Origin of the sequence: Burkholderia sp. E168m23, assembly GCF_016586125.1 — a bacterium.
GTDB classification, from domain to species: Bacteria; Pseudomonadota; Gammaproteobacteria; order Burkholderiales; family Burkholderiaceae; genus Burkholderia; species Burkholderia orbicola.
The window spans coordinates 1-5,934 of record NZ_BCPP01000410.1 but is presented as its reverse complement, the minus strand read 5'-3'; the positions used below and the strand labels follow the sequence as shown (position 1 = coordinate 5,934).

General features: G+C 68.5%; 5 protein-coding genes and 1 pseudogene. 1 reads left to right on the top strand and 5 read right to left on the bottom strand.

All coding sequences use genetic code 11. From position 1 onward, the window contains the following. Positions 1–228, bottom strand: a pseudogene (locus tag JMF90_RS20540) (efflux transporter periplasmic adaptor subunit); the annotation flags it as partial. Positions 229–453: 225 nt separating this feature from the next. After that, positions 454–1,335 (bottom strand): LysR family transcriptional regulator, encoded by an 882-nt coding sequence (locus tag JMF90_RS20535; RefSeq protein WP_011549367.1) that lies wholly within the window; start codon positions 1,333–1,335, stop codon positions 454–456. Positions 1,336–1,932: 597 nt separating this feature from the next. On the opposite strand from JMF90_RS20535, the gene JMF90_RS20530 reads away from it, so the two are divergent. Next, positions 1,933–2,913 carry an AraC family transcriptional regulator gene (locus tag JMF90_RS20530; protein ID WP_011549366.1) on the top strand — a complete coding sequence of 327 codons (981 nt, stop codon included), beginning with the start codon at positions 1,933–1,935 and terminating at the stop codon, positions 2,911–2,913. Positions 2,914–2,974: 61 nt separating this feature from the next. On the opposite strand, the gene JMF90_RS20525 is transcribed toward JMF90_RS20530, so the two are convergent. The 3 genes from JMF90_RS20525 to JMF90_RS20515 form a co-directional block, all read right to left on the bottom strand. Continuing rightward, positions 2,975–3,946, bottom strand: a complete 972-nt coding sequence (locus JMF90_RS20525; protein ID WP_011694975.1) for an aliphatic sulfonate ABC transporter substrate-binding protein — start codon at positions 3,944–3,946, stop codon at positions 2,975–2,977. A 272-nt stretch (positions 3,947–4,218) separates the two neighbouring features. Then, positions 4,219–5,169 carry a LysR family transcriptional regulator gene (locus JMF90_RS20520; RefSeq protein ID WP_011549364.1) on the bottom strand — a complete coding sequence of 317 codons (951 nt, stop codon included), beginning with the start codon at positions 5,167–5,169 and terminating at the stop codon, positions 4,219–4,221. 300 nt (positions 5,170–5,469) lie between these two features. Beyond that, positions 5,470–5,934 (bottom strand): adenylosuccinate synthetase (locus JMF90_RS20515; protein WP_201325370.1); only part of this gene is annotated, 465 nt, incomplete at its 5' end.

Sequence of the window (5,934 nt, the reverse complement as noted above, 5' to 3'; positions counted from 1 at the left end):
CCGGCGCAGCACGATGCCGTCGACCCGCGCGCGCACTTGCGCGACCAGGAACGCGCTGGTGCGGCCCGGCAGTTCGGTCACCGCCGGCACGGCTTGCGGCTGGACGGTGACGACGCCGACTTCCGGCGTTTGCGGCGGCGGCGCCGCTTCCTTTTTCCCGCATGCGGCCAGGAAAACGGCAGCCGTTGCGGCAGTGATTAAGCGGTATGGAACCCGTTCGACGCGCATGGAGCGACCTCTCACAATTAGACGACCTTCAATGGGAATCACCAGATCTCCTCATGGCCCTGACGCGCGGCAGACCTGCAATGTCCTGTCCGCCGCGGATGCGGACGCGTGTTGCGGGTGTGCGTTGCACCCTGCGGAGCGTTCGTTTGCCGAACTGCTTCCGAAAAAAGAACGGCGAGCCCGCGGCCTTCGCGGGCGCGCGGTGCCGGGGGTTCGGCCAGACCGCTAGCGCGCGGGCCGGAATGCGGCGCCGGCGAATTCGATGAACGCGCGCGCGGCGGCCGGCAAACGCGCGGCACGCGCATGCGCGAGCTTCAACGTGACGGGCGCGAGCGGGTGCAGCGGGGCCACGCGCACCAGCGTGCCGGCTGCCAGATCGGCCTCGACGAGATATGCGGGCAACACCGCGGCACCCATGCCGGCCACGGCCAGCCGCCGCGCCATCTCGAGATGGCCGACGCCTGCATTGCTCGTTGCCGCACCGGATCGCACCCCGGCCATGGGGTCGTCATCGGCCGCCGGCAGCTCCAGCCGCACGGCCGCGATGTCCGGCCAGTCGCCCGATGCCGCAGCGCCGCCGTGCGCGGCGACATAATCGGGCGCCGCGACCCGCACGGATTCGTACGCGGCCAGCGTATGCAACGCGTGTGCGCCGGACACCGGCATGCCGTCCGTCAGGAACGCGACGTCGATGTCCTCGGCAGTCAGGTCGACGTGGGCATCGGTCAGCGTCACGGTCGGCCGCACGTCCGGAAACCGGTGCACGAAACGATCGAGCAGCGCGCTCAACTGGCTGAGCCCGAACGCAACCGGCGCGGCCACGCGCAGCACGCCTTCCGGCTTGCTGCCCATCGCGACGAAACGACCGTCGATCTCGTCGATCGCACCGAGAATCCGCTCGACGCGCGCGAGATACAGCTCGCCGATTTCCGTCAGCGACTGATGGCTCGTACTGCGTTGAAGCAGGCGCGCGCCGAGGCGCGTCTCGAGCGCGTCGACCAGCCGGCTCGCCATCGCGGTCGACACGCGCAACCGCGTCGCCGCCCGGCGAAACCCGCCTTCCCTTGCCACCGTCACGAATGCCCGAATCGATTGAAGTTGGTCCATTTGTCCGGATTCCCCTGCGCGGACGACTGCCCGTCTACCTGCACCCGACGCCGCGCCGCAGCCGGCCCGCATCGGCCCGGCCAATGCAGCTGCCCCGCCACCGGCTCAGCCGGGTCGGTCGGCACGCTCGCGACGGGCACGCGCCGGCTTGCAACGGGCGCAAACCGGCCTCGGCAAGCCCGATGCACGATCGTTCAGTAGCAGTCCTGAGTCTTTTCCGGCGATTCGCGGCGGCGACGCACGCGGCAAGGCCGGCGGCGTCCGCGCATCACGCGGACGGTGTCGCCCGCATCATCCGGGCGCGCTGAATCGCATTTCCTTCAGCAGGTGCAATGGTAGGGAAACCGCCGGAAAATGGCTTGCCCGATCCTGCGATTGTTTTGCCTTAATTTCCGAATTTGTGCGCTGCACACCCTGCACCGACGGGCGACGCGGCCGCCGACCATGCAGGTCCGGATGATCGGGCTAATTTCGGACAGGTTTAGGCAATCCCGCGCGCTCGACTCGCCGTACGATGTGAGCGCCGTGCCATGCGCCTCGACAGGGGATCGCAGCCGCACGCATTGCATCGCTCACTCCGCCAACCGCTTACCCAACATGGAAATCGACGCCCGAACGCCGCCTCAACCGCGCACCCCGCCGGATCACGATGCCCGGTCGCCCGCCCGGTTAGCCACGGCCCGGCTCGCGGCGCTGATCGCCGCGTACGCGCCGCACGACGGCATGTTCGACCTTCCATTGCGCGGCATGCGCGTCGCGCGCGCCTCCGCGCCGTCGCCGCAATGGAACCATGGCGTGCATCATGCGTGCCTGAGCCTCGTCGGGCAAGGCGCGAAATCGATACGGGTCGGCGACGCTACCTACGGGATCGACGAATCGCGGATGCTGGTCGCCATCGCCGACCTGCCCGTGACCGGACGCGTGACGCGCGCGAACCCGGCCGAGCCGTTCCTTTACGCGCAACTCGAACTCGATCCGCGCCGCATCGCGGCGCTCACGCCGGTCGTCTTTCCGCACGGACTGCCGAAGGCGGTCGACTACGGCGCGCTCGACACGCTCGACGCAACGCCCGAAATCGTCGACGCCGTCGCGCGGCTGATGCAACTGATCGCACAACCGGACGACCTCGACCTGCTCGCACCGCTGATCGTCGACGAAATCCTCATCCGGCTGCTGCGCGGCCCGTCGGGCGCGCGCGTCGCGCAGATCGGCGACGCCGGTTCGACGACCCAGCGCATCTCGCGCGCCGTCGCATGGATTCGCGACCACTACCTCGATCCGATGGCGGTCGACGCGCTCGCGCGACAGGTGGAGATGAGTCCGTCGACCTTCCACCATCACTTCCGTGCGGTTACGTCGATGAGTCCGTTGCAATGCCAGAAGGTGCTGCGGCTGCAGGAGGCGCGCCGCCTGATGTGCCTGTCGGCGATGGATGCGCGGCAGGCATGCCGAAGCGTCGGCTACGTGAGTGCGTCGCAGTTCAGCCGCGAATATGCCCGGCTGTTCGGCGACGCACCGGGCCGCGACGTCGCGAGGTTGCGCGGCGAAGCGGTGCCGCTGTCGCGGGTCGCGCCATGACCGGATTTCGCAAGCGAGGAAGTTGCTCGCCGCGCCCCCGACCGTCGGGCCGGCTACACGTTCACGCGAGCGAGGGCGGCGCAGCGAGGCTGACGTCGACGCGTTTCGGCAGGATGCCGGCCTGATAGAACACGTCCGCGATGCGCTGCTGGTACGCGAGCGTGTCACGGGTGACGGGCTCGACGCCGAAGCGCGCGCGGCGAAACGCGAGCGCCACGGCCGGCTCCGGAATGCCCCACAGCTTCGAGAATTCGGCCGCGCCCTGCGCGCGGTTCGCATCGAGCCAGCGCTGGACCGTCGCCAGTTCCGACACGACCGCGTCGAGCACGTCGGCATTGTGCTGCGCGTACGTGCGCGACGCGAAATAGTAGCTGCGGTTCTCGACGAGCCCTGTGCCGTCCGCGACGATGCGCGCGCCGAATGCCTGCTGGACCACCGCGAGAAACGGATCCCAGATGATCCACGCATCGACCGAGCGGTTCTCGAACGCCGCTCGCGCATCGGACGGCGACAGCCAGACCGGCGTGACGTCTGTATAGCCGAGCTTCGCGGCCTGCAGCAGCCTCACCAGCAGGAAGTGCGTATTCGATCCCTTCACCAGCGCGATGCGCTTGCCGCGCAGGTCGGCAAAGGTCTTGACCGGCGAATCCTTCGCGACGACCACCGCTTCGGTCGCCGGACCGGCCGGCGTCTGCGCGTAGTAGACGAGCGGCGCACCGGCCGCGAGCGCGAAGATCGGCGGCGCTTCGCCGACATCGCCGAAATCGATCGATCCCGCGTTCAGCGCCTCGAGTTGCGGCGGGCCCGACGGGAATTCGGTCCACGTGACGTTCACGCCGAGTGTCGCGAGCTTGCCCTGCAGCGTGCCGCGCGCCTTCAGCAGGCTGAGCGGCCCTTTCTGATAACCGATGCGCAACGTCCGCGCGCCGGCCGCGCTGGCCAGCGCAAGGCCCGGGTGGGCGGCGGCGCCTGTCGCGATCGCCAGGCCGGCATGAATGAGCCGGCGGCGGATGCTGGAGTGTCGATCTGCCATGTCGTTTCGGGTTCGATGAAGTGGGCGCGCACGAAGCGCGCATGCGATGAAGCAGGTCGAACCGATTCTAAAAGGCGGCTACCGCTGGCCGAACCAACGATGTTCGATATCGAAAGCGAGCGTTTTCATAAAGGCATGCCGATGGCACGGGCATCGTTGGCCGGAACGGTCCGCACACATTCCTGCGCCACTCGCTTTTAACAAAGGAATGCGAACCATTTCCATCAAGCCGAAAGACCGTGCGCGGCACTCACGTACCGATCGTGCGTGAATCAGGATTGACGGGACGCGCAACAAGCGTTCAACGCAGCCTCGTCGGCAGCCAGCATCTCGGGCACGCATTCCCGCAGGAAATCGACGAACGTGCGGATCTTCGCATCGAGATACTGACGCGACGCATACAACGTGTAGACCGTCAGCTTCTGCAGCCGGTAATCGGGCAACACACGCACCAGCGCGCCGCTCGCGAGCGCGGGCAGCGCCGCCGACATCGGCAGGGAGCCGATCCCGAGCCCCGCGCGCAGCGCGGTGCCGAGCGCATCGGCGATATTCACCTGGAAATCCGGCAGCGGCAGTTCGACCGTTTCGCGGCCGTTCGGGCCGTCGAGGTGCCAGCGGTCGCGCGGAAACAGCGGCGTGACGAGCCGCAGGCACGCATGCCCGGCGAGATCGCTCACCGTGCGCGGCGTGCCGCGCGCCTTCAGATAGGCAGGCGACGCGCACAGCACGCTGCCCACGTCACCGAGCCGCTGCGACACCAGCCCGGAATCGGGCAGCTCCGTCGTGCTCAGCTGCAGCGACACGTCGTAGCCTTCGTCGATGATGTCGGGCACGTGCTGCGACAGCGTCAGCTCGACCGCGACCGACGGATAGCGTTCGCGGTAACGCACGACCGCGGGCATCACGTAGGACTGGCCGAAACTCGTCGTCGCGTGAACGTGCAGCCGTCCGGACGGCTTCGCCTGCGCGTCGGCCGCCTCGGCTTCCGCTTCGTCGATATAGCCGAGGATGCGCTGGCAGCGGTCGAGATAGCGTTGCCCGGCGTCGGTCAGCGCGATGCGGCGCGTGCTGCGGTTGAGCAGGCGCGTGCGCAGATGCGTTTCGAGTTGCGCGACCGAGCGCGACGCGTAGGCCGTCGTGATGTCCAGGCGCTGGGCCGCGCTCGTGAAGCTGCCCTCCTCCGCGACCCGGACGAAAATGCGCATCATCTGTAACGTGTCCATCGACCTGTCCCCGGGATTGTCACGTCGCGCCGCCGTGCGGCCAGGGGGCCGGCGGCGCCGGCACGAGCCGGTCTGGCGCGAATTGTGCGGAACAGTACAGCAGCGTTGCAGACGTGTCCAGTTCGCCGTATGCGGCACGATCCGGATGCCGAATCGTGCCGCCGAGCCGTTCGCCGCACGGTATCCGGGCCGGTCGCCCATCCGTACCGGATGGGTCGACGAACCAACGGGAACGGTCGGCAAAAACGACCGGCCGACCACGATACCGCGCGTCGATCGACGCTCTTCGCGGCTCGCGCGTTACGCGGCGGCGGCCGCATCGAACGGATCGCGCAACACGATCGTGTCGTCGCGCTCCGCGCCGGTCGTGATCATCGAAACCGGCGCGCCCGCCACGGCTTCGATGCGCGCGATGAAATCCTGCGCGGCGCGCGGCAGCGCCGCCCGCTCGCGCACGCCCTTCACCGAGCCTTGCCAGCCTTCGAACCGTTCGTAGAGTGGCTTCGCGCGCGACTGCGCATCGAGGCTCGCGGGCAGATGATCGACGCGCGCGCCGTCGAATTCGTAACCGACGCACAGCGCGATCGACTCGAAGCCGTCGAGCACGTCGAGCTTGGTGAGCGCCAGCGAATCGATGCCCGAGATCCTGACGGCCTGGCGCAGTTGCGCGGCGTCGAGCCATCCGCAGCGTCGCGGCCGGCCGGTATTCACGCCGAACTCCTGTCCGCGCGCACGCAGCGTTTCGCCGGTAGCGTCGGTCAGCTC